Origin of the sequence: Blastococcus saxobsidens (assembly GCF_002938435.1) — a bacterium.
Lineage (GTDB): Bacteria > Actinomycetota > Actinomycetes > Mycobacteriales > Geodermatophilaceae > Blastococcus > Blastococcus saxobsidens.
This window is the reverse complement of sequence record NZ_POQT01000044.1, coordinates 1-19025: the sequence shown is the minus strand read 5'-3', so window position 1 is coordinate 19025 and position 19025 is coordinate 1. Positions and strand designations below refer to the sequence as shown.

Here is a 19025-nt window from a genome sequence, read left to right as displayed (position 1 = left end):
TCGTGAGCACCGTCGCCCCGCCGCGGCCGTCGGCCGCGACCCCGCCCCCCTCGCCGCCGTCGTCGGCCGGCCGCCGGGCCGGGGCCGTGCTGCTCCGCTGGTGGCGCCGGCTCACCGCCATGCGGACGGCGATCATCCTGCTGTTCCTGCTGGCGCTGGCCGCCGTGCCCGGCTCGCTGCTGCCGCAGCGCTCGCTGTCGCGCACCAGCGTCAACCGGTACTTCGAGGAGAACCCCGACCTCGCCCCGGTGCTGGACCGGCTGTACCTGTTCGACGTCTTCAGCTCGCCGTGGTTCGCCGCGGTGTACCTGCTGCTGTTCATCTCGCTGATCGGCTGCGTCGTCCCGCGGGCCATGGAGCACGCCCGCGCGCTGCGCACGCCGCCGCCGCCCGCGCCGCGCAACCTGCTGCGGCTGCCCGACTCCGGCCGGCTGGACAGCGCGCTGGCGCCCGGCGCCGCGCTCGACGCGGTCGAGGAGGAGCTGCGGGTGCGGCGGTTCCGCGTCGTCCGCCGGGAGACCGCCCACGGGCCCGAGCTGTCGGCCGAGAAGGGCTACCTCAAGGAGACGGGGAACCTGCTGTTCCACCTCTCCCTGCTGGCGCTCCTGCTGGGCCTGGCCGGCGGGAAGCTCTGGGGCTACGAGGGCAGCATCCTGGTCACCGAGGGCCAGGGCTTCTGCAACACCTTCCAGCAGTACGACACCTACTCCGCCGGGCCGCTGGTCGACAGCGCCGACCTGAACTCCCTGTGCGTGGACCTCGACCAGTTCCGGGCCGAGTACGAGGAGGACCTCACCGCTGCCTCGTTCACCGCCGACATCCGGTACGGGGAGCCCGCCGGCGAGGACCGCGCGAGGACGATCGGCGTCAACGATCCGCTGCGGATCGACGGCGACCGGGTCTACGTCACCGGGCACGGGTTCAGCCCGACGTTCACCGTGACGCTGCCCGACGGCACCGCCTTCACCGACGTCTCGGCGCCGTTCCTGCCGACCGACCAGCAGACGCTGGCCAGCGAGGGCGCGCTCAAGCTGCCCGACCTGGGGGCCGGGCAGGAGGAGCAGCTGGCCCTCGAGGGCTTCTTCGCCCCCACCGGCCTGATGCAGGGCGGCCTGCTCACCTCGGTCGACCCCCGGCCCCTGGCCCCGCAGGTGGCGATCTTCGCCTACCAGGGCTACCTGGGCCTGGACTCCGGCCTGCCGCAGTCGGTCTACTCGCTCGACGCCAGCCAGATCGAGCGCGGCCGGTTGACCGAGGTCGGCGCGGCGAACCTGTCGGTGGGGGAGTCGCTGGACCTGCCCGACGGAACCCGGGTGACCTTCACCGGGTACAAGGAGTTCGCGGCCATGCAGTACTCGCACGACCCGGGCCAGCTCTGGGTGCTCGGCGCCTCGATCGCGCTGCTGGCCGGGCTCCTCGGACTGCTGCTCCTGCGCCGGGAGCGGGTCTTCGCCCGGGCGGAGCCCGCCGCCGCCGGCGGAGGTACCGTGCTCTCGATCGCCTCGCTCACCCGGGGCGGTGGTGAGAGCCGGCCGCGGTTCACCGCGCTGACCGACGACCTGCAGGACGCTCTCGCCACGGCGGCGTCCCGCACCGCAACCTACCCGGAGGTCCCCTCCCGTGACTGACCCCGCGCTGGCCGAGCTGTCGGACAGCCTCTTCTCCGTGAGCGTTGCGCTGTACTCGGTCGCCCTGGTCGCGTTCTGCGCGCAGCTGGCGTTCGGGCGGCGGACCGAGCGCGCCCGCGAGCTGGTCGGCGCCGCGTCCTCCGGCGGCGTCCTGGTGGAGGACGCGCGGCCGACGGCGCCGCAGCGGACCGGTGGCACCGAGCGCGGCAACCGCTGGGGTGCGGTGGCGATCGGCGTGACGGCGCTCGGCGCGCTGGCCCACACCGGGGTCCTGGTCACCCGCGGCATGGCGACGGACCGGCTGCCCTGGGGCAACATGTACGAGTTCTCGACGGCCGTCGTGCTGGTCGCCGTCGTGGCCTACACGGGCCTGGCGCTGCGCACCCCGAACCTGCGGCACATCGGCGTCTTCGTGCTCGGGCCGGTGGTGCTCTCGCTCGTGGCCATCGGGCTGGGCCTGTACACCGAGGCCGCGCCGGTGGTCGCCGCGCTGCGGTCCTACTGGCTGGCCATCCACGTCACCGCCGCGATCCTCGGCTTCGGCATCTTCATGGTCAGCGGCATCGCCAGCGTGCTCTACCTGGTGCGCTCGCGGCCGGGCGCCGATTCGGGGGCGGGCTTCGTCGCCCGGCTGCCCGCGGCCGAGGTTCTCGACCGGCTCGCGCACCGGACCGCCGTCTTCGGCTTCCCGATCTGGACGTTCGCGGTCATCGCCGGTGCGGTCTGGGCCGAGGCGGCCTGGGGCCGGTTCTGGGGCTGGGACCCGAAGGAGACGTGGTCGTTCGTCGCCTGGGTGGTCTACGCCGCCTACCTGCACGCCCGCACGACCGCGGGCTGGCGCGGGCGCCCGGCGGCCTGGGTGAACGTCGTCGGCCTCGCCGTCATGATCTTCAACCTGACGTTCGTCAACCTGGTCTCCACCGGTCTGCACAGCTACGCCGGCGTCGACTGATCCGGCCGGCGCTACGCCCGTCCGGGGGAGAGCCGTGGCCGGGACCGGTGACTGATGTCGCAGGCGCGTGCTTCCATGCCCGCATGGAGCACATCGACAGCCGGCGGACCGGCACGGAGGCGCGGCATGGGTAGGCACACCGCGGCCGACGGCGCCTCGGCGCACCCGCTGGTCGCCGCCGCGCTGGCACAGCGGCCCGCCGATGTCACCGGCGCCCACCGCGAGGAGCCGGCGTCCGCCGGCGAGGGCGGGAACGTCGGCTGGCCGCAGGCACCGGAGCCGTCCGCTCCCCGGCCCGGCGAGAGCCCGGTCGGCTGGCCCGGCGGCTCCGGGCGCGACGACCAGGACACCGCCGTCGAGGACGAGCCCGCCCGGACCCCTCCGCGGCTGGGTTGGCGCAGGCTCTTCGGAGCCGCTCGCGCGGCCTGAGGTCAGGTGGGGGAGCCGTCGTCCTTGCGGGCACGGCGCCCCAGCTCGCGCAGGAACTCGGGATCGTCGTCCGGCGCGACGGGCCGGACCGGCCCCTGCGGCCGGCGGGGAGCCCGGCGCGCGCGCGGGGCTCCGTCCGGCCTGCCGGACGCGATGGCGGCGCGCACCACCACCAGCATCACGACGACCGCCACCAAGAGAACAACCAGGAACACCACGGGCCCACCCCCTCGTCGGACCCCAGCGTACGACCGTCGGGATACTCGGTGCCGTGAGCGGACGTCCCCGCTCCCGTTGAGGACGGAGAACTCCCATCGACGCCGTGGACCAGCAGCTGATCGACCTGCTGCGCGCCAACGGCCGCGCCAGCTACGCCGAGCTCGCGCGCCAGGTCGGTCTCTCCTCACCAGCGGTGCACGAGCGCGTGGGCAAGCTCGAGGCGGCGGGCGTGATCACCGGGTACCGGGCGGTGGTCGACCCGTCGTCGGTGGGCCTCGACGTCACCGCGCTCATCGGCGTCATCGAGAGCGACTCGGTCGACGACACCGGTCTCGAGACGGCGATGCGGGAGGTCCCGGGCATCGAGGACTGCTGGCGCGTCGCCGGCAGCGAGGGCTACGTGCTCAAGGTGCGCGTGACCGACATCCCGGCACTCGAGGCCACCGTCAACGCGTTGAACCGGATCAGAGGGGTCGCACGGACCCGGACGACGGTCGTCCTGTCGACCAAGTGGGAGGGCCGCCATGGCTGAGAAGAACACCACCGCCAACACCACGGCCGGCGCGGCCGCGCCCGTGGGCCCGGCCGGCGGGGCGGCGACGCCCCCGAAGCTGCTGCCGTGGGCGCTCATGTACGTGGTCGGCCGGCTGTCGATCACCGCGGCCCTCGTGCTGATCCTGTGGCTCGTCGGGCTCGGCAGCTTCCCCGGCCTGCTCTTCGGCCTGCTGCTGTCGATGCCGGTGTCCTACCTGCTCCTGCGTCCCTCCCGGGACCGGCTGACCGAGGCCCTGGCGGCCCGTGCCGTCGCCCGCAAGGCGGCGAAGGACGACCTGCGCAACCGGCTCAGCGGCGGCGAGTGAGCCCGGCCGGGCTCAGCTGAGCGCGAGCCCAGCCCCCAGCAGCACCCCGGTGGCCAGGGTGACCAGCCCGGTCGCCTGGAGGACGGCGATCAGCGCCGGCCCGCGTGCGCCGGCGAGCACCGTGCGCGCGGGCGGCAGCGCCAGGGGAGCGGCCGCGAGGCCGAGCAGCGCCCACGGCCGCTCGAGGCCGACCGCGGCGACGACGGCGAAGGCGGTGCCGAAGAGCGCGGCGAACAGCAACCGGGTCGCCCGGTCGCCGAGCAGGACGGCGAGCGTGCGCTTGCCGACCTCGGCGTCGCCGGCCAGGTCGCGCAGGTTGTTGACCACCAGGATCGCGACGATCAGCAGCCCGATGGGCACCGAGACGGCGAACGCCAGCCCCTCGACCGTGCGGGTCTGCACGAACGTGGTGCCGACGACGGCCACCGGCCCGAAGAAGACGAAGACGAACACCTCGCCCAGCGCCCGGTAGCCGTAGGGCAGCGGGCCGCCGGTGTAGGTCCAGGCCGCCGCCATGCAGACCGCGCCGACCGCCACGAGCCACCAGCTGGACACCGCGGCCAGCGCGAGGCCGGCCAGCCCGGCGACGCCGAAGGACAGCAGCGCCGCGACGAGCACCTGGCGCGGGGTGGCCGCCCCCGAGCCGACCAGCCGCATGGGCCCCACGCGGTCGGCGTCGGTGCCGCGCGTGCCGTCGGAGTAGTCGTTGGCGTAGTTGACCGCCACCTGCAGGGCCAGGGCGACGAGCAGGGCCAGCAGCGCCGGCCCGGGTCGGAAGCCGTCGAGGGCGACGGCGGCGCCGGTGCCGACGAGCACGGGCGCCAGCGCGGCGGGCAGCGTGCGCGGGCGGGCTCCGGCCAGCCACTGGGCGGGGGTGGCCATCAGACCTCCGGGGTGCGGGCCGCGACGGCGCGGCGGTCGGGCTTGCCCGTGTGCAAGGTCGGGATCGCGTCGAGCAGGTGCAGCTGCCGCGGGGCGGCCGGGGCGCCGAGGCGGTCGGTCACCCAGGAGCGCAGGTCGGCGAGCTCCGGCGCTGCCCCCGGTGCCGCGACGACGGCGGCCACGACCCGCTGTCCCCACTCCGGGTCGGGCCGGCCGAAGACCACCGCGTCGGCGACGGCGGGGTGCCCGCGCAGCGCCGTCTCCACGGCGGCGGGCACGACGTTGACCCCGCCGGTGATGACGACGTCGTCCAGCCGGCCGTGCACGGTGAGCCGGCCGTCGTCGTGGAGGGTGCCCGCGTCCCGGGTGCGGAACCAGCCGTCGGCGAAGGCGGCCGCGGTGGCCTGCGGGTCGCCGCGGTAGCCCAGCGCCAGGCTGGGCCCGGAGAGCTCGATCCCCCCGTCGGCGATGCGGACGCGCGTGCCGTCCAGCGGCCGGCCGTCGTACACGCAGCCGCCCGCGGTCTCGGTCATCCCGTACGTGGTGACGACGGCGACGCCCCCGGCCCGCGCGCGGTCCAGGAGGGCGGGATCGGCGGCCGCGCCACCGACGAGGACCGCGTCGAAGGCGCGCAGGGCCTCGGGCTCGGCGTCCAGCCAGCGGCGCAGCTGGGTGGGGACCATCGAGGTGTAGCGCCGGTCGCCGGCCGGCATCCGGGCCACGGCGGCGGCCAGCGACTCCCCGGGGTCGAGCCGGCTGGCGGGGCGGTCGGCCAGCAGGGCGCGGCAGACCACCTGCAGACCGGCGATCGCCGACACGGGCAGGGCGAGCAGCCAGCTGCCGGGGCCGCCGATCCGGTCGAGGGTCGCGGTCGCCGAGGCCCGCAGCGCGGTGGCGGAGAGGAGCACGCCGCGGCCGCCGCCGGTGGACCCGGAGGTGACGACGACGAGGTCGGTGCCCGCTTCGAGCGGCTCGCCGGGGCGGAGCGCGGCGCGGGCGGCGTCGACCACGGCCGGCGGCCCGGCGGGGAGGACGGCGAGCGGCCGGTCGCCGTCGAGGGCCGCGCGGACGTCGTCGTCGGACAGCTCGGCCGCGGCCACGAGGGTGAGGTGCCGAGCCACGACGGACGAGCCTATGCGGCCCCGTGCAGGGACCCACCGCGTGCCTGCGAGTGGTGGGGGGCAGGGGGTCCTTCTCCTACGCTGATCACCATGACCGCCGCCCCCGCCGCCGCGCTGCCGGCGGGGATCACCGAGCTGGCGGTCTACGAGGTGCCGCTGCGCACCCGGTTCCGGGGCATCGACATCCGCGACGGGGTGCTCCTGCGCGGGCCCGCCGGCTGGGGCGAGTTCTCCCCGTTCTGGGACTACGACGCCGCCGAGAGCCGCCGCTGGTGGGGGTCCGCGGTGGAGGCCGCCGTCGACGGCTGGCCGGCGCCGCTGCGCCACTCGGTACCGGTGAACGTGACCGTCCCCGCGGTCGACGCGCACCGGGCGCACGCGATCGTGGCCGCCTCCGGCTGCCGCACCGCGAAGGTCAAGGTCGCCGAGCCGGGGCAGTCCGCGGGCGACGACCTGGCCCGGGTGGAGGCCGTCCGCGACGCCCTGGGCCCCGGCGGCGCGATCCGGGTCGACGCCAACGCCGCCTGGGACGTCGACACCGCGGTGACCCGCATCCGCGAGCTCGACGCCGTGGCCGGGCTGGAGTACGTGGAGCAGCCGTGCGCGGGGCTGGACGAACTCGTCGCGCTGCGCCGCCGGATCGACGTCCGGATCGCCGCCGACGAGGTGGTGCGGCGGGCCGGCGACCCGCTGCGGGTGGACCTGCGCGAGGCGTGCGACGTCGTCGTCCTCAAGGTGCAGCCGCTGGGCGGTGTGCGCGCGGCGCTGCGGGTGGCCGAGGCGCACGGGCTGCCCTGCGTGGTGTCCTCGGCGCTGGAGTCCTCGGTCGGCATCGCCGCCGGGGTCGCCCTCGCCGCGGCGCTGCCCGAGCTGCCGTTCGCCTGCGGTCTGGCCACCGTCGCGCTGTTCACCGGCGACGTCTCGTCGTCGCCGCTGCTCCCGGTCGACGGTGCCCTTCCGGTGGGGGCCCGCGAGGTCGACCGGCTGGGCGACGTCGTCGCGAGCGGGGCGACCGCTGCCCGCTGGCGCGCCCGGATCGACGAGGTGCTCGCCGCGTGAACCCCTCCACCGCCTTCGCGCGGGTGCTGGTCGACGAGCTGGTCCGCGGCGGGGTGGCCGATGCGGTGCTGGCGCCCGGCTCCCGGTCCGCCCCCGTCGCCCTGGCGCTCGCCGCCGCCGAGCGGGACGGACGGCTCCGGCTGCACGTGCGCATCGACGAGCGGACGGCGGCGTTCCTGGCGCTCGGGCTGGCCAAGGCGTCCGGGCGACCCGTGCCGGTCCTGACCACGTCGGGGACGGCGACCGCGCACCTGCACGCCGCCGTGCTGGAGGCCGACGCCGCCGGGGTGCCGCTGCTGGCGCTCACCGCCGACCGGCCGCCCGAGCTGCGGTCGACCGGCGCCAACCAGACGGTCGAGCAGGCCGGGCTCTACGGCGGCGCGGTGCGCTGGGCGGTCGACGTCGGGGTGCCCGAGGCCGGCCGCGAGGAGGCGCAGAACCGCTACTGGCGCTCGCTGGTGGCCAAGGCGCTGACCGTGGCGGCCGGGACGCTGTCGGACGACCCGGGCCCGGTGCACCTGAACCTGGCGCTGCGCGAGCCGCTGATGCCCGACGACGAGGCCCTCGACCCGACCGGCCCGTGGGCCGGACGGGCGGACGGCGCGGCGTGGACCGCCGCGCAGCGCTCACCGGGCTACGCGGCGACGGCGCACCGGCTGCCCCCGCGGACGCTGGTCGTCGCCGGGGACGGTGCTCTGCACGCCGCCCCCGACCTCGACCACGACCTCCCCTGGCCGCTGGTCGCCGAGCCGAGCAGCGGGTGCTGGGGCGGGTCCCTGCGGGGCGGGGTCCTCCTGCTGGGCGCCCGTGACTGGCTGGCGGCGCACCGGCCGGAGCACGTGCTGGTCGTGGGCCGGCCGACGCTCGCCCGCCCGGTGAACGCCCTGCTGGCCGATCCCGCGGTCACCGTGGAGACGGTCAGCGCCGCCCCGCGGTGGGCCGACGCCGTCCGGTCCAGCTCTCGCGTCTCGCGGCTCCTCGTCCGGGCCGACGGGGACGTCGACACCGGCTGGGCGGCGGCGTGGCGATCGGCGGCCGACCGGGTCGGTGCGGCCGTGGACGTGGCGCTCGACGGTTCGCCGTCCCTGACCGCGGCCCGGCTGGCGCGCGACGTCGTCGCCGCACTGCCGGCCGCTGCGCTGTTCGTCCTGGGGTCCTCGACCCCGGTGCGGGACGTCGACCGGCTGGCCGTGCCGCGGGCCGACGTCGCCGTGCTGGCCAACCGGGGGGTGGCCGGCATCGACGGGACGATCTCCACGGCGGTCGGGGCAGCCCTGGTGCGCGGCGGTCCGGCGGTCGCGCTGATGGGGGACCTGACGTTCCTGCACGACCTCACCGGCCTGCTGACCGGGGAGGGGGAGCTCCGCCCCGACCTCACCGTCGTCGTCCCCGACAACGACGGCGGCGGCATCTTCGCCCAGCTGGAGCCCGGGGAGGACCGCTACGCCGCGGACTACCGCCGGGTCTTCGGCACGCCGCACGGGCGCGACCTCGTGGCGGTGGCGACGGCGCTGGGGTGGGCGGCGTCGCGGGTGGAGTCGCCCGAGGAGCTGCCCGGCGCCCTGGCGCTGGGCGGGCCGCGCATCGTCGTCGTCGGCACCGATCAGCGGGCGGAAGCCGCCCTGGTGCAGGACCTGCGTGCCGCCGCCGCGGCGGCGCTGCGGGCCTGAGGCATCCTGCGGATCTCTTGCGGTTGCCGTGCGGCCGACGTGCGTTCCGGGCGGCAGAGTCCTCCTCGTACGGGGGACGTGCCCCGGCGGGAGCGGTGGGAGGAGTTCGACGATGACCCAGGACGTGCTGCGCTGGCTCCGCCTCCTGGCGGGGACGGTCGCGATCGCGGCCGGGATCGCCGGATTCGCTCCGGGGGACACCGCGCCCGCCGGGGCCACCCCGACCGACGTCGTGCTGGTCCAGGCCGGCTGATCCGGTAGCCGCGGCCTCGGGGCTCAGCCCTCGAGGGCCGCCTGGAAGGCGGCGAACTTCGACTGCGTCTCGGCCAGCTCGGCCGCCGGGTCGGAGCCGGCGACGATGCCGCAGCCGGCGAACAGCCGCGCGCCGTCGTCCCCGACGAGCTCGGCGCAGCGCAGCGCCAGGCCGAACTCCCCGTCGCCGGCGGCGTCCAGCCAGCCGACGGGACCGGCGTAGCGCCCGCGGTCCATGCCCTCCAGCTCGCGGATCAGCGCGGCGGCGTCGGGTGTGGGGGTGCCGCAGACGGCCGCGGTCGGGTGCACGGCACCGACGAGCTCCAGCAGCCCGGCACCGGAGGCCCGGCCCCGGGCGGCCTGCGTGCCCACCAGGTCCGTGGCCAGGTGCCGCACGTTGGCCAGCGTGAGCAGCTGCGGCTCGACCGGGGCGTCGAGGGTGTCGCAGTAGGGCTCCAGCGCCCGGACCAGGGAGTCCACCGCGAGGGTGTGCTCGGCGCGGTCCTTGGGGGAGGCCAGCAGCGCGCGCGCCAACCGCTCGTCCTCGGCGCCGGCGCCCCGGGGAGCGGTGCCCGCGAGCACTCGGGCCGAGAGCCGCCGGCCGGTGCGGCGCAGCAGCAGCTCCGGCGTCGCGCCGAGCAGGCCGTCGACGGCGAAGGTCCAGCAGTCGGGGAAGCGCGCGGCCAGCCGGCGCAGCATCCGGCGCGGGTCCAGCGGGACGTCGGCGGAGACCAGCAGGTCGCGGGCGAGCACCACCTTGGCCAGCTCGCCGGCGTCGATCCGCGCCACGGCGGCCGCGACCGCGGCGCACCAGCTCGCCGGGTCCAGCGCGCCGTCGGCGTAGCGGAGACGGAGGACCGGGCCGTCGTCGAACCGGAGCGGGGCGGGCAGCTCCGGCGCGGTGCCGACGGCGGTGATCCAGCCGACGCCGTCGCGCCGGCCCACGACGACCTCGGGAACGACGAACACCGACGTCCCGGCGACCGGGTCGAAGGCGATGCTGGCGAACAGCACCGGCCCGGAACCGGGTACGCCCAGCTCGTCGGCGACGTCGAGCGCGGCGGTGTGGTCGTCCCACCAGGCGGCCGCCTCGGCCAGCGCGCGTGGTCCGGTGACTTCCAGCCGGGCGGCCTCGCCCCACCCCACCAGGCCCTCGCCGCGGCGCACCCAGGAGAGGCCGCCGGTGGCCGGGAGCAGGTCCAGCAGCTCGCCGGCGGCGTCGGACCGGACCGTGGTGACGGTGCGCGACGCCGCTGCCGGGAAGGTCGGGGCGGCCGTCGTCACGGGTCAAGACTAAGAGGCCTTGTAGCGTCGATGCCGTGGCAGACCGGCGAGAGACCCCGCACAGGCACCCTTCCGGGGCCCGCCGCGAGCGTGCGAGGGGTGGGGAGAAGGGGGTCCTTCCGCTGCGGGCCGGGCTGGACAAGCGACCGGCCGAGGTCGCGGCCATGTTCGACCGCGTCGCCGAGCGCTACGACGTCACCAACACCGTGCTGTCGGGCGGCCTCGACGCCTCCTGGCGGCGCGCCACCCGCGAGGCGCTGGGTGCCCGGCCGGGGCAGACCGTGCTCGACGTCGCGGCGGGGACGGCGGTGTCCACCGTCGAGCTGGCCGCCGGAGGGGTGCGGGCCATCGCCTGCGACTTCTCCCAGGGGATGCTGCGCGCCGGTGCCGCCCGCGCGGTGCCCAAGGTGGCCGGTGACGCGATGGCCCTGCCGCTGGCCGACGAGAGCGTCGACGGCGTGGTGATCTCCTTCGGCCTGCGCAACGTGGCCGACCCCGACGCGGCGCTGCGCGAGTTCGCCCGCGTCACCAGGCCGGGCGGCACGCTGGTCGTCTGCGAGTTCTCCAGCCCGACGTGGTCGCCGTTCCGCACCGTGTACACCGAGTACCTGATGAAGGCGCTGCCGCGGATCGCCCGCGCGGTCAGCAGCAATCCCGAGGCCTACGTCTACCTGGCCGAGTCGATCCGCGCCTGGCCCGACCAGGCGCAGCTCGCCGGCCGCGTGCAGGACGCCGGCTGGTCGGACGTGGCCTGGCAGAACCTCACCGGCGGCATCGTCGCGCTGCACCGGGGGCGCAAGGTCTGAGCCGGGACCGACGCACGCCCGGGACCGGTCGGAGCGGCCCGACCCAGGGAGCGCTCGGCACGACCGGACCCGGGAGGGGCGGGCGCGTTCTGCGTTGCGGACGGCCTGCGGGCTCGGAAAACTGTCGTATCCCGAACGTATGTTCGACTCATGTCAGCAGCGGTGACCGAGCCTTCCCCGGTGGAGGGAAGCCTGGTCGGCTTGCTGCAGGCGTGCCCGCCGTCGGTGCAGCGGCTGCCGGTGGGCGTGCTGAGCGATTCGGAGATCGCCGCGGAGCTCGAGCGGGTGCAGGCGCGGCGCGCGATGGATTGCGCCTACGAGGCGGAGCTGCTCATGGCGCTCGCAGCGAATCGTCCCGACTCCGAGGACCCGCCGCCCGGCCACCCCGGTGCGCGGCGGCGGGGTCCGGGGTCGCCGATCCCTGGCACCAGCGACTTCCTGCCCCAGGAACTGGCGATGGTGCTCAACTGCTCACCGGTCTTCGCGGCCGGCCTCCTCTCCGACGCCTACCAGCTGATGGAGCGGATGCCTGCGGTGTGGCATGCCTGCGGCGAGGGCGGGTTGGACTGGTTCCGGGCGCGGGTGTTCGCCGATGTGCTGGGAGTCGCCTCCGACGAGGTGGTCGCAGTCGTGGTGGCGGCCGTGCTGCCTGCTGCGAGCGGGCTGTCGTCGGGGCAGCTGCGCCGGCGCCTGGTCGCGGCTGCGCTCGCCGCGGACGAGGAGTTCGCCGAGCAGCGCCGGCAGGAGGCGCAGCGGCGGGCGGACGTGCGCACCCGGCCCACCGCCGAAGGGATGTCGGCGCTGACCAGCGACCTCCCCTCACCGGTCGCGGCGGCGATGTGGTCGGTGATCGACTCCGCGGCGCAGCTGGCCCGGACCGGTGGGGATGACCGGCCGATCGGGGTGCTGCGGGCCGAGGCGCACGCCGCCCTGGTCCTCAACCCCGGTGGTACGGCCGGTGCGGGGTTCACCGGGTACGTCACCGTGCTCGCCCCGCTCCCGGCCCTAGCCGACCCCGGCACGGCTGCGGGTGCCGGCGGGGGAGCGTCGGGGCCGGAGTGCGGGCCGAGCGTGGCCGGGCAGCCGGTCACCGCCGCTCATGTGCGCGAGCTGCTGGCCCAGATCGGCGCGCTGGGGCTGCAGGCCCCGCCCGGGGGCAGCCTGGCGGTGGCGATCACCGACGAGCACGGGGCGCTGCTGGCCACCGCCACCCCCGCCGAGTTGGCCCGCCTGGCCGCCGGCCCCGACCACGGCGCACAGGTGGTCTGCTGCTGCCCGGTGCTGACGATGCCGGCCGAGGTGGCCGGCTACGACCGGACCGCCGCTCAGGAACGGTTCATCCGGCTGCGTGACCGCACCTGCCGCCATCCCGGCTGCTCGCAGCCGGCCGGGCGAACCGATCTGGACCACGTGGTGGCCTACGACTGCGGTGGGCGCACCGCCTGCGACAACCTGTGCTGCCTGTGCCGCACCCATCACCGGCTCAAGACCTTCGCCCGCGGCTGGCGCTTCCAGCTGCTGCCCGACGGCACCCTACGGGTCACCACCCCCAGCGGCATCACCAGGACCACCCGGCCACCAGGCCTGCGCGACCCCCACGACCAACTGGCGCTCCCGGCACCACCCCGAGAGCCCGAGGAACCGCCACCCTTCTGACCCGCGGACCTTCTGCTGGACGCCGCCGCTTCTACTAGCGTCGGGACATGACGACCTCGCCCGAACCGCAGCCGAACGAACCGTCCCCGATCGATCCGGCGCCGGACCCCATCCCGAAGCCCGACCCCGACAAGCCGGGTGAGCCGCGGCCGGAATCGGACCCGGTGCCGATCGTCTGAGATCCCGTGTCGCGCGCCCGCTACGCCGACCGGCGAGATGCCGGGAGGGTGCTGGCGGGCGCGCTCGCCCGGCGGGCCGGCGCGGACGCGCTCGTCCTCGGCCTGCCGCGCGGGGGAGTGGTCGTCGCCGCCGAGGTGGCCGCGGCCCTCGGCGCAGAGCTGGACGTGCTCGTCGTCCGCAAGCTCGGCCTCCCGGCCCAGCCGGAGCTCGCGATGGGTGCGATCGCCGCGATCGGCGACACCGTGGAGACCGTGTGGGTCCGCGCGGTCGTCGACCGGGTGGCCCCCGACACCACTGCCGTCGCCGCGGTCCGCGAGCGCGAGCTCGTCGAGCTCCGCCGTCGCAGCGCCGCCTATCGCGGCGACCGGCCGCCGCCCGGCATCCCGGGCCGCCACGTCGTCCTGGTCGACGACGGCCTCGCCACCGGCGCCACCGTGCGCGTCGCCATCCAGGCCCTGCGTGCCCGCGCGCCCGGCCGCCTCACCGTCGCCGTCCCGGTCGGACCACCGGCGGCCGTCGCACAGCTGGCCGCGGAGGTGGACGAACTGGTCTGCCCGTACGCCCCGGAGGGCTTCCGTGCCGTCGGGCAGGCCTATGCCGACTTCACCGAGACCACCGACGACGACGTGACCGAAGCCCTGGGCCGGGGGGGTGTTGTCAGCTAGGTCACACCCAGGCCTAGACTCGAACCGGGCGACCTTGTGAAGCTTTTCACAAGGTCTCGCGACTCGACGGTGGAGCGGGGGTGGTGGTCATGGCAGACGCGACGGCCGAGCGCCGCGCCGACGTCGTCGTGGTCGGTGCCGGCCCCGCCGGATCCAGCGCCGCCTGGCACCTCGCGCGCACCGGCCTGGACGTCGCGCTGCTGGAGAAGGCCGAGTTCCCCCGCGAGAAGGTCTGCGGCGACGGGCTGACCCCACGCGGCGTCAAGGCGCTGCAGGACATGGGCGTGGACACGGCGGCACCGGGCTGGGTGCGCCGTCGCGGGCTCCGGGTGCACGGGGGCGGGCGCGTCGCCGAGGTGGACTGGCCTCGCCTGGACTCGTGGCCCGACCACGGCCTGGTCCGGACCCGGAGCGAGCTGGACGCCCTGCTCGCCGCCCACGCCCAGCAGGCGGGCGCGCGGCTGGTCACCCGGACGACGGTCACCGAGCCGCTGCTGGACGACGACGGGCGGGTGGCCGGGGTCCGCGCGGAGACGGGCGACGACCGCGAACCGGTCACCTGGCGCGCGCCGCTGGTCGTCAGCGCGGAGGGGCTCTCCGGCCGCCTGGCCAAGAGCCTCGGGTTGCTCCGTCGCACCGACCGGCCGCTGGGCGTGGCGCTCCGCCGGTACGTGCGCAGCCGGCGCAGCGACGACCAGTACCTCGACATCGCCTTCGATCTCACCGCCGACGGGCCCAGTCGCGACGCGATGCCCGGCTACGGCTGGATCTTCGGGATGGGCGACGGCACCGCGAACGTCGGCTACGGCCTGCTCGACACCCGTCGCGGCACCGGCGCCGACCGGAAGGTGATCCTCCGGCGGTGGCTGGACCTCTTCCCCGCCGAGGACGGCCTCCGCGAGGAGGACGCCGTCACCCCGCTGCGCGGCGCCGGGCTGCCCATGGCACTCAGCCGTGGCCCGGCGTACTCCCGCGGACTGCTCCTGGCCGGGGACACCGCAGGCACGGTCAACCCCTGCAACGGCGAGGGGATCAGCTACGCCCTGGAGAGCGGCCGGATGGCCGCGGAGGCCGCCGCGGAGGCGCTCGCCGCGCCGGACGCCGCGGGCCGGGAGGTGGCGTTGCAGCGCTACCCCGAGCGGCTGCGCGCCGAGCTCGGCCGGCACCACCGGCTGGGCATGGGCTTCCTCGCGCTGCTCGCCCGCCCGGGCGTGGTCCGGCTGGCCACCGCCCGCGGCCTGCGCCGTCCGGCGCTGGTCGACGGCGCGCTGCGGCTCATGGGCAACCTGACCGACGGGCGCGACGGCGACGCGGTCGACCGCGCGCTCGCCGTCCTCCTCCGACTCACCCCGGCGGCCTGAGCCATGACCGCCGTGCCGACGTGTCGACCCGACACGAACTCTCCGTATCGCCATAGTGACCCGAACGTGACCGACCTCACCCTAGGGTGCCGCTGATGCTCTCGAACTACGTCCCGATCCTCGGGCTCTTCGTGCTGGCCGCAGCCTTCGCGCTGTTCTCGGTCACCGCGGCGCCCTACGTCGGCCCGCGCCGCTACAACCGGGCCAAGCTCGAGGCCTACGAGTGCGGCATCGAACCGGTGGACCAGTCGCTCACCGGCGGCCGCTTCCCGGTGAAGTACTACTTGACCGCGATGCTGTTCATCGTCTTCGACATCGAGATCGTCTTCCTCTACCCGTGGGCCGTGCACAACGAGGCGCTGGGCGTCTTCGGCCTGGTCGCGATGGCGGTCTTCATCGGCACGGTCTTCATCGCGTTCGCCTACGAGTGGCGCCGCGGCGGGCTCGAGTGGGACTGAGGGGAGTCTGACCATGGGTCTGGAAGAGAAGATCCCCAGCGGCGTGCTGCTGACCAGCGTGGAGAAGCTGGTCAACTGGACGCGCAAGTCGTCGTTGTGGCCGGCCACGTTCGGGCTGGCCTGCTGCGCCATCGAGATGATGGCGTCCGGCGCCGGCCGCTACGACCTCGCCCGGTTCGGCATGGAGGTCTTCCGCGCCTCGCCGCGCCAGGCCGATCTGATGATCGTCGCCGGCCGGGTGAGCCAGAAGATGGCGCCGGTCCTGCGGCAGATCTACGACCAGATGCCCGAGCCCCGCTGGGTGCTCGCCATGGGGGTCTGCGCCAGCTCCGGCGGCATGTTCAACAACTACGCGATCGTCCAGGGCGTGGACCACATCGTCCCGGTGGACATGTACCTGCCCGGCTGCCCGCCGCGGCCGGAGATGCTCATGGACGCCATCCTCAAGCTGCACCACAAGATCCAGCACGAGCCGCTGGGCGAGAAGCGTGCCCGTCAGCTGGCCCGTGCCGAGGCCGACGGGACCGCGAAGGAGCTGCACGTCGAGATGCCGTCGACCGTGCGGGTGGACAAGAACGCGCGGCGGGCCTACGAGGAGGCCGCGGCCGAGGGCCGCACCGGCCAGTTCCTCATCGAGCAGCGCGGCGGCAACGCCGTCCTCCTGCCGGGGGAGCGCGGCCGATGAGCAACGACGGCGGTTCGAACGTCGTGCCCGGCCGCGCGGAGGCCGGCTACGACGCCAGCACGGCACCCTCGGGCGGGTTCCGGAAGGGCTCGTTCGGCGTCAGCGGCAGCGGCGACACCTCCGGCTTCGGCGGCCTGGTGCGGGTCGAGCCGGGCGGCGCGGTGGCCCTGCACTCCACCGAGCGCCCCTACGGCGGCTACTTCGACGAGGTCACCGACGCGCTGATCGACGCCGTGGGCCAGGCCACCTACGACGCCGCGGTCCGGCGCGTCCTCGTCGACCGCGGCGAGATCACCTACTTCGTCGGTCGCGAGCACCTGCTGCAGCTGGTCCAGGCGCTGCGCGACGACGAGGCGCTGCGGTTCGAGCTGTGCAGCAGCGTCTCCGGCGTCGACTACCTCGACAGCGGCGGCCCCGCGGTCGCTCCCGGTCGTCCCCGGCTGCACGTCGTCTACCACCTGACCTCGATGACCTACCGGCGCCGGGTCCGCTTGGAGGTCGCCGTCACCGCCGAGGACCCGCACGTCCCGTCGGTCGCCCGGATCTACCCGACGGCGGACTGGCAGGAGCGGGAGGCCTTCGACATGTTCGGGATCGTCTTCGACGGCCACCCGGGGCTCACGCGGATCCTGATGCCCGACGACTGGGACGGACACCCGCAGCGCAAGGACTACCCGCTGGGCGGGATCCCGGTCGAGTACCACGACGCCACCATCCCGCCGCCGGACACGCGCCGGGCCTACCGGTGAGGGGCACGCCATGACCACCACCTACGACCCGTACGCCGGCTCCCGGGAGACCACCGAGGGGCGGGTCTACACCGTCACCGGCGGGGACTGGGACACCACGCTCGGCGCCGATCCGCACGAGAACGAGCGGCTCGTGGTCAACATGGGCCCGCAGCACCCCTCGACCCACGGCGTCCTGCGTCTCGTCCTCGACCTCGACGGCGAGACGGTGACCAAGGCGCGGGTGGTCATCGGCTACCTGCACACCGGCATCGAGAAGAACACCGAGTACCGCAACTGGGTGCAGGGCACGACCTTCGTGACCCGCATGGACTACCTGGCCCCGCTGTTCAACGAGGCCGGCTACTGCATGGCCGTCGAGAAGCTCCTGGGCATCGAGGTGCCGCAGCGCGCGCAGACCATCCGCGTGCTGGTCATGGAGATCAACCGGATCGCCTCGCACCTGGTCGGCCTGGCCACCGGCGGCATGGAGCTGGGCGCGCTCACCGCCATGACCAACGGCTTCCGCGAGCGGGAGATGTGCCTCGACCTGCTCGAGGAGATCACCGGCCTGCGGATGAACCACGCCTACATCCGCCCCGGCGGTCTCGCGCAGGACCTCCCTGAGGGCGCCGTCGAGCACATCCGGGAGTTCCTGGAGGTCATGCCCAAGCGGGTCGCCGACTTCCACCGGCTGCTCACCGGCCAGCCGATCTGGCAGCGCCGCCTCAAGGACGTCGGCTACCTCGACGTCACGGGCTGCCTGGCCCTGGGCGTCACCGGGCCCATCCTCCGGTCGGCCGGCCTGCCGTGGGACATGCGCAAGGTCGAGCCCTACCTGGGCTACGAGACCTACGACTTCGAGGTGCCGACCTCCGACACCTGCGACGCCTGGGGCCGCTACCTCGTCCGCATGGCCGAGGTGAACGAGTCGCTGAAGCTCATCGCCCAGGCGCTGGACCGGCTCGAGCCCGGCCCCGTGATGGTCGACGACCGCAAGATCGCCTGGCCGGCGCAGCTGTCCCTGGGCCCCGACGGCATGGGCAACTCCGCCGAGCACGTCGCGCACATCATGGGCCAGTCGATGGAGGCCCTGATCCACCACTTCAAGCTGGTCACCGAGGGCTTCCGGGTGCCGGCCGGCCAGGTGTACGTGCCGATCGAGTCGCCCCGCGGCGAGCTCGGCTACCACGTCGTGAGCGACGGCAGCACGAGGCCGTGGCGCGTCCACGTGCGCGACCCCAGCTTCGTCAATCTGCAGGCCACGGCGGCGATGAGCGAGGGCTCCATGCTCGCCGACGTGATCGCGGCCATCGCATCGATCGACCCGGTCATGGGAGGAGTCGACAGATGAGTGCACTTCCCGGGTCCCCGGAGGCCGCGGCGACCACCGGTCTGGACGACAGCCAGGTACTGCCCGCGCCGATCGACCTGCCGCCGCTCACCGAGCAGGCGCGCATCGAGGCGCGGCAGATCATCGCCCGCTACCCGGTGGCGCGCTCCGCGCTGCTGCCGATGCTGCACCTGGTGCAGAGCTACCAGGGGTACGTCAGCCCCGAGGGTGTCGCGCTGTGCGCCGAGGAGCTGGGGCTCACCAAGGCCGAGGTGGGCGCGGTCGCGACCTTCTACACGATGTACAAGCGCCGCCCGACCGGCCGGCACCTGGTCAGCGTCTGCACCAACACGCTGTGCGCCGTCCTCGGTGGGCAGCGGATCATGGATGCGCTGAGCGCCGACCTCGGCGTCCACCACGACGAGACCGCCGCCGACGGGTCGATCACCCTCGAGCACGCCGAGTGCCTGGCGGCCTGCGACTACGCGCCCGTCGTCACCGTCGACTACGAGTTCTACGACCAGCAGGACGTCGAGAGCGCCCGCGCGCTGGTCGCCGCGCTGCGCCAGGGGGAGAAGCCGCACCCGACCCGCGGCGCGCCGCTCACCGACTTCCGCGGCGTCTCCCGCCAGCTCGCCGGGTTCTCCCAGCACGCCGACGAGGCGGCCGCGGCCACCGCCGTCGACGCCCCGGGCGACTACGAGCCGACCCTGCGCGGGCTGCGCCTGGCCGCCGAGCGCGGCGAGTCCGCGCCGCCCATGCGCGGGCCGGAGGCCGAGCCCGCCGACGCCGGCGAG

At 75.2% G+C, this 19025-nt stretch carries 22 protein-coding genes; 18 read left to right on the top strand and 4 right to left on the bottom strand.

What is annotated here, in order from left to right; genetic code table 11:
* Nucleotides 1–2: 2 nt before the first annotated feature.
* The 3 genes from resB to C5507_RS19755 all read left to right on the top strand — a co-directional run bounded on the left by resB (nt 3) and on the right by C5507_RS19755 (nt 3009).
* Nucleotides 3–1628, top strand: a complete 1626-nt coding sequence (gene resB / locus C5507_RS19765) for a cytochrome c biogenesis protein ResB (RefSeq protein ID WP_104530212.1) — start codon at nt 3–5, stop codon at nt 1626–1628.
* Nucleotides 1621–2580, top strand: coding sequence for a c-type cytochrome biogenesis protein CcsB (gene ccsB / locus C5507_RS19760; protein ID WP_104530211.1), 960 nt, complete (start codon nt 1621–1623; stop codon nt 2578–2580). Before resB ends, ccsB begins: the two co-directional genes overlap by 8 nt.
* A 126-nt stretch (nt 2581–2706) precedes the next feature.
* Nucleotides 2707–3009: a hypothetical protein gene (locus tag C5507_RS19755; protein ID WP_104530210.1), complete on the top strand. Its 303-nt coding sequence runs from the start codon at nt 2707–2709 to the stop codon at nt 3007–3009.
* 2 nt (nt 3010–3011) lie between these two features.
* On the opposite strand, the gene C5507_RS19750 is transcribed toward C5507_RS19755, so the two are convergent.
* The gene (locus C5507_RS19750) at nt 3012–3227 is read right to left on the bottom strand and encodes a hypothetical protein (RefSeq protein ID WP_104530209.1); all 216 of its coding nucleotides are present in this window, start codon (nt 3225–3227) and stop codon (nt 3012–3014) included.
* A 104-nt stretch (nt 3228–3331) separates the two neighbouring features.
* Between C5507_RS19750 and C5507_RS19745 the strand changes: the two genes are divergently transcribed.
* Nucleotides 3332–3760 (top strand): Lrp/AsnC family transcriptional regulator, encoded by a 429-nt coding sequence (locus tag C5507_RS19745; protein ID WP_211295537.1) that lies wholly within the window; start codon nt 3332–3334, stop codon nt 3758–3760.
* The gene (locus C5507_RS19740) at nt 3753–4088 is read left to right on the top strand and encodes a DUF4229 domain-containing protein (protein WP_104530207.1); all 336 of its coding nucleotides are present in this window, start codon (nt 3753–3755) and stop codon (nt 4086–4088) included. Before C5507_RS19745 ends, C5507_RS19740 begins: the two co-directional genes overlap by 8 nt.
* A gap of 12 nt (nt 4089–4100) precedes the next feature.
* Here the strand turns inward: C5507_RS19740 and C5507_RS19735 are convergent, their stop codons facing one another.
* Together C5507_RS19735 and menE are read right to left on the bottom strand one after the other, a co-directional pair.
* Nucleotides 4101–4970, bottom strand: a complete 870-nt coding sequence (locus tag C5507_RS19735) for a 1,4-dihydroxy-2-naphthoate polyprenyltransferase (protein WP_104530206.1) — start codon at nt 4968–4970, stop codon at nt 4101–4103.
* On the bottom strand, nt 4970–6091 hold the full coding sequence (menE, locus tag C5507_RS19730; protein WP_104530205.1) for an o-succinylbenzoate--CoA ligase: 1122 nt from the start codon (nt 6089–6091) through the stop codon (nt 4970–4972). Before menE ends, C5507_RS19735 begins: the two co-directional genes overlap by 1 nt.
* Before the next feature lie 90 nt (nt 6092–6181).
* On the opposite strand from menE, the gene C5507_RS19725 reads away from it, so the two are divergent.
* From C5507_RS19725 to C5507_RS22515, 3 genes are all read left to right on the top strand, one after another.
* A complete protein-coding gene (locus C5507_RS19725) occupies nt 6182–7150 on the top strand; it encodes an o-succinylbenzoate synthase (RefSeq protein ID WP_104530204.1) in 969 nt (322 codons plus the stop codon).
* Complete coding sequence (gene menD, locus C5507_RS19720; RefSeq protein ID WP_104530203.1) at nt 7147–8820, top strand: 2-succinyl-5-enolpyruvyl-6-hydroxy-3-cyclohexene-1-carboxylic-acid synthase; 1674 nt, start codon at nt 7147–7149, stop codon at nt 8818–8820. Before C5507_RS19725 ends, menD begins: the two co-directional genes overlap by 4 nt.
* Nucleotides 8821–8932: 112 nt before the next feature.
* On the top strand, nt 8933–9073 hold the full coding sequence (locus C5507_RS22515; protein WP_158657658.1) for a hypothetical protein: 141 nt from the start codon (nt 8933–8935) through the stop codon (nt 9071–9073).
* A gap of 23 nt (nt 9074–9096) precedes the next feature.
* On the opposite strand, the gene C5507_RS19715 is transcribed toward C5507_RS22515, so the two are convergent.
* Nucleotides 9097–10356 (bottom strand): isochorismate synthase, encoded by a 1260-nt coding sequence (locus tag C5507_RS19715; RefSeq protein WP_104530202.1) that lies wholly within the window; start codon nt 10354–10356, stop codon nt 9097–9099.
* Between the two features lie 35 nt (nt 10357–10391).
* Here C5507_RS19715 and C5507_RS19710 point away from each other — a divergent pair, with 35 nt between their 5' ends.
* The 10 genes from C5507_RS19710 to nuoE all read left to right on the top strand — a co-directional run.
* On the top strand, nt 10392–11162 hold the full coding sequence (locus C5507_RS19710) for a demethylmenaquinone methyltransferase (protein ID WP_242611177.1): 771 nt from the start codon (nt 10392–10394) through the stop codon (nt 11160–11162).
* Nucleotides 11163–11312: 150 nt separating this feature from the next.
* A complete protein-coding gene (locus tag C5507_RS19705) occupies nt 11313–12818 on the top strand; it encodes an HNH endonuclease signature motif containing protein (RefSeq protein WP_104530201.1) in 1506 nt (501 codons plus the stop codon).
* Between the two features lie 47 nt (nt 12819–12865).
* Entirely contained in the window at nt 12866–12997 is a 132-nt protein-coding gene (locus C5507_RS23375; protein WP_278044325.1) for a hypothetical protein, read from the top strand.
* A 6-nt stretch (nt 12998–13003) separates the two neighbouring features.
* Nucleotides 13004–13663: a phosphoribosyltransferase gene (locus tag C5507_RS19700; protein WP_242611176.1), complete on the top strand. Its 660-nt coding sequence runs from the start codon at nt 13004–13006 to the stop codon at nt 13661–13663.
* Nucleotides 13664–13752: 89 nt separating this feature from the next.
* Nucleotides 13753–15024: a geranylgeranyl reductase family protein gene (locus C5507_RS19695; RefSeq protein WP_104530227.1), complete on the top strand. Its 1272-nt coding sequence runs from the start codon at nt 13753–13755 to the stop codon at nt 15022–15024.
* A 95-nt stretch (nt 15025–15119) separates the two neighbouring features.
* On the top strand, nt 15120–15482 hold the full coding sequence (locus C5507_RS19690) for an NADH-quinone oxidoreductase subunit A (RefSeq protein WP_104530226.1): 363 nt from the start codon (nt 15120–15122) through the stop codon (nt 15480–15482).
* A gap of 13 nt (nt 15483–15495) precedes the next feature.
* Nucleotides 15496–16167, top strand: a complete 672-nt coding sequence (locus tag C5507_RS19685; protein WP_104530199.1) for a NuoB/complex I 20 kDa subunit family protein — start codon at nt 15496–15498, stop codon at nt 16165–16167.
* Complete coding sequence (locus tag C5507_RS19680) at nt 16164–16916, top strand: NADH-quinone oxidoreductase subunit C (protein ID WP_104530198.1); 753 nt, start codon at nt 16164–16166, stop codon at nt 16914–16916. Before C5507_RS19685 ends, C5507_RS19680 begins: the two co-directional genes overlap by 4 nt.
* A gap of 10 nt (nt 16917–16926) precedes the next feature.
* Complete coding sequence (locus C5507_RS19675) at nt 16927–18249, top strand: NADH-quinone oxidoreductase subunit D (protein ID WP_104530197.1); 1323 nt, start codon at nt 16927–16929, stop codon at nt 18247–18249.
* Nucleotides 18246–19025 (top strand): NADH-quinone oxidoreductase subunit NuoE (nuoE, locus tag C5507_RS19670; RefSeq protein ID WP_104530196.1); only part of this gene is annotated, 780 nt, incomplete at its 3' end. The genes C5507_RS19675 and nuoE, both read left to right, overlap by 4 nt.

Coding starts and splice junctions, on each gene's coding strand:
- C5507_RS19755 (WP_104530210.1), top strand. CDS start 2,707: ATGGGTAGGCACACCGCGGCCGACGGCGCCTCGGCGCACCCGCTGGTC.
- C5507_RS19740 (WP_104530207.1), top strand. CDS start 3,753: ATGGCTGAGAAGAACACCACCGCCAACACCACGGCCGGCGCGGCCGCG.
- C5507_RS19735 (WP_104530206.1), bottom strand. CDS start 4,970: ATGGCCACCCCCGCCCAGTGGCTGGCCGGAGCCCGCCCGCGCACGCTG.
- C5507_RS19725 (WP_104530204.1), top strand. CDS start 6,182: ATGACCGCCGCCCCCGCCGCCGCGCTGCCGGCGGGGATCACCGAGCTG.
- C5507_RS22515 (WP_158657658.1), top strand. CDS start 8,933: ATGACCCAGGACGTGCTGCGCTGGCTCCGCCTCCTGGCGGGGACGGTC.
- C5507_RS19705 (WP_104530201.1), top strand. CDS start 11,313: ATGTCAGCAGCGGTGACCGAGCCTTCCCCGGTGGAGGGAAGCCTGGTC.
- C5507_RS23375 (WP_278044325.1), top strand. CDS start 12,866: ATGACGACCTCGCCCGAACCGCAGCCGAACGAACCGTCCCCGATCGAT.
- C5507_RS19695 (WP_104530227.1), top strand. CDS start 13,753: ATGGCAGACGCGACGGCCGAGCGCCGCGCCGACGTCGTCGTGGTCGGT.
- C5507_RS19690 (WP_104530226.1), top strand. CDS start 15,120: ATGCTCTCGAACTACGTCCCGATCCTCGGGCTCTTCGTGCTGGCCGCA.
- C5507_RS19685 (WP_104530199.1), top strand. CDS start 15,496: ATGGGTCTGGAAGAGAAGATCCCCAGCGGCGTGCTGCTGACCAGCGTG.
- C5507_RS19680 (WP_104530198.1), top strand. CDS start 16,164: ATGAGCAACGACGGCGGTTCGAACGTCGTGCCCGGCCGCGCGGAGGCC.
- C5507_RS19675 (WP_104530197.1), top strand. CDS start 16,927: ATGACCACCACCTACGACCCGTACGCCGGCTCCCGGGAGACCACCGAG.